The organism is Streptomyces sp. NPDC050743 (genome assembly GCF_044456925.1).
Taxonomy (GTDB): Bacteria; Actinomycetota; Actinomycetes; order Streptomycetales; family Streptomycetaceae; genus Streptomyces.
On sequence record NZ_JBITGJ010000309.1, the window covers coordinates 1 to 1,839 of the forward strand.

1 protein-coding gene is annotated in these 1,839 nt (G+C 66.9%); it reads left to right on the forward strand.

Going from position 1 to position 1,839, the window contains the following annotated elements; translation table 11 throughout:
• Positions 1-553: 553 nt before the first annotated feature.
• The gene (locus ACIBJF_RS53265; RefSeq protein WP_399185093.1) at positions 554-1,657 is read left to right on the forward strand and encodes a PP2C family protein-serine/threonine phosphatase; all 1,104 of its coding nucleotides are present in this window, start codon (positions 554-556) and stop codon (positions 1,655-1,657) included.
• The last annotated feature ends 182 nt before the right edge of the window (positions 1,658-1,839 follow it).

A 1,839-nucleotide genomic window follows, 5' to 3' on the forward strand; every position in this document is an offset into this window, starting at 1 on the left:
GGCACCCCTGCCCGGCCGAACGGAAGCGACAAGGGGAGCTTGCCCGACCCCAACTCCACCAACCAGAACAACACTTAGCCGCGACGATCTACTAGTTTCGAAGACGCCGTATGCGGATAGCGGCTGACCTGGCAACTCGCTGACCTAGGTCGAAGCCCGATCGGCGCCGCTGTTCCCCGTGAATCCCCGCTGCTTTCCGCCGGAACGGGCACGCAACGGGCACGGCCCAGCCGCGCTCAGCGCATGCTCAGGGGCCTGACTGCGAGCTCGCCGCACCTCGGACACCAAACCCGGGCGGCGCGGCGATCACCGTGATTACCTGCCGCCTGGTCCGCCCGGCAGCAGGACCACTTCCGTAGGCTTGGCGTCCCTCATCCGACTCGTTGGCCGGCATGCGCGGGGCCGGAAGAGATCGCTTCTCGCGAGGCCGATTTTCCCGCGCGAGTGTGAGGGCCCGGGGAAGCCTGCACGGCCGAGAAAAGTGTAAAAAGGGCATATGCGTCTACGGGATACCCGGGGGGCGCGGCTCCCGGAGCACCGGCGCGGGCTGTTGGTGATCGCGCTGGCGTTGATCGTGGCCATCGCTGTGTTGGACATCGGTATCGGGACCAGTGTTCATCTGGGCCCGTTGCTGGTCATCGCGCCGACGCTGACCGCCTCCTTCGCCGGTCCGCGGCTGACCGCTCTGGTTGGGGCTCTGGCGGTGGTCGCCCTGTTTATCATCGCGATTTTCCACGGCGGGCTGACCACGACCAACCATGTGGCGCAACTGATCGCCCTGGCTGTGCTGTCGGCTCTGGCGGTCTTCGTCTGTTATGTGCGGGAGCGGCATGCCCGGGAGCTCAGCCGACTGCGGTCGGTGGCCGAGACGGCGCAGCGAGTTCTGCTGAGGCCGCCACCCCGCCGGATCGGGCCGCTGCGGGTGGCCTGGTTGTATTTGGCCGCCGAGGATGAGGCCCAGATCGGAGGCGACCTGTTGGCAGTCGCCCGCGCCGATCAGCCCTGCACCCGGATACTCGTCGGCGATGTCCGGGGCCATGGGCTGGCCTCCGTCGACGAGGCGTCGGCGGCGATGGGTGCGTTCCGTGAGTGCGCTCACCGGTACGGCTCTCTGCCCGAGCTCGTCACCGCCGTCGAAGATAGCGTCTGCCGGAACCTGGAAGAAGTCGCCGACACCGCACATGACGCCGACGAGCACTTCATCACCGCTGTCATGATCGATATACCCGATCACAGCCCGCAGGCCGAGATGCTCAACTGCGGTCATCCGCCGCCCCTGCTCATCCACGGCGGCCAGGTCACCGTCCTGCACCCCCGCCGTCCCGCACCCCCACTGGGCCTGCGCGCCCTCAGCGTAGAAAGCGATCGCACCGACCGGTTCACCTTCGAACCAGGTGACATGCTGCTGCTCTACACCGACGGCGTGATCGAAGCCCGCTCACCGACCGGAGCCTTCTACCCCCTCGCCGAACGGGTCGCTTCCTTTGACGCATCAAGCCCGGATGCCCTGCTGCACGAGATCCACCGCGACCTGCTCACGCACACCGGCGATCAGCTCAACGACGACGCCGCCTTCCTGATCATTGAACGCACCCCTTCACGCCATCCGTACCGGCCACACCTCGTATCCCATGTCGACGGATCACCCTCGTTCTAACCGGACGCCCGTCACGGTGCGGCCGGCCGCAGCTTCCGCCTGGCGGAGACGCAGCCGTACACCCGAGTGGTGGGAACGCTCGTACGACTAGAAGATCACTGAAAATCTCGGGTTCTGGCCTCGCGGGTGCTGGCGTGGGGTCAGACTGCTGTGTGTGCGGGGGGAATGGGCTGGGGAGACGG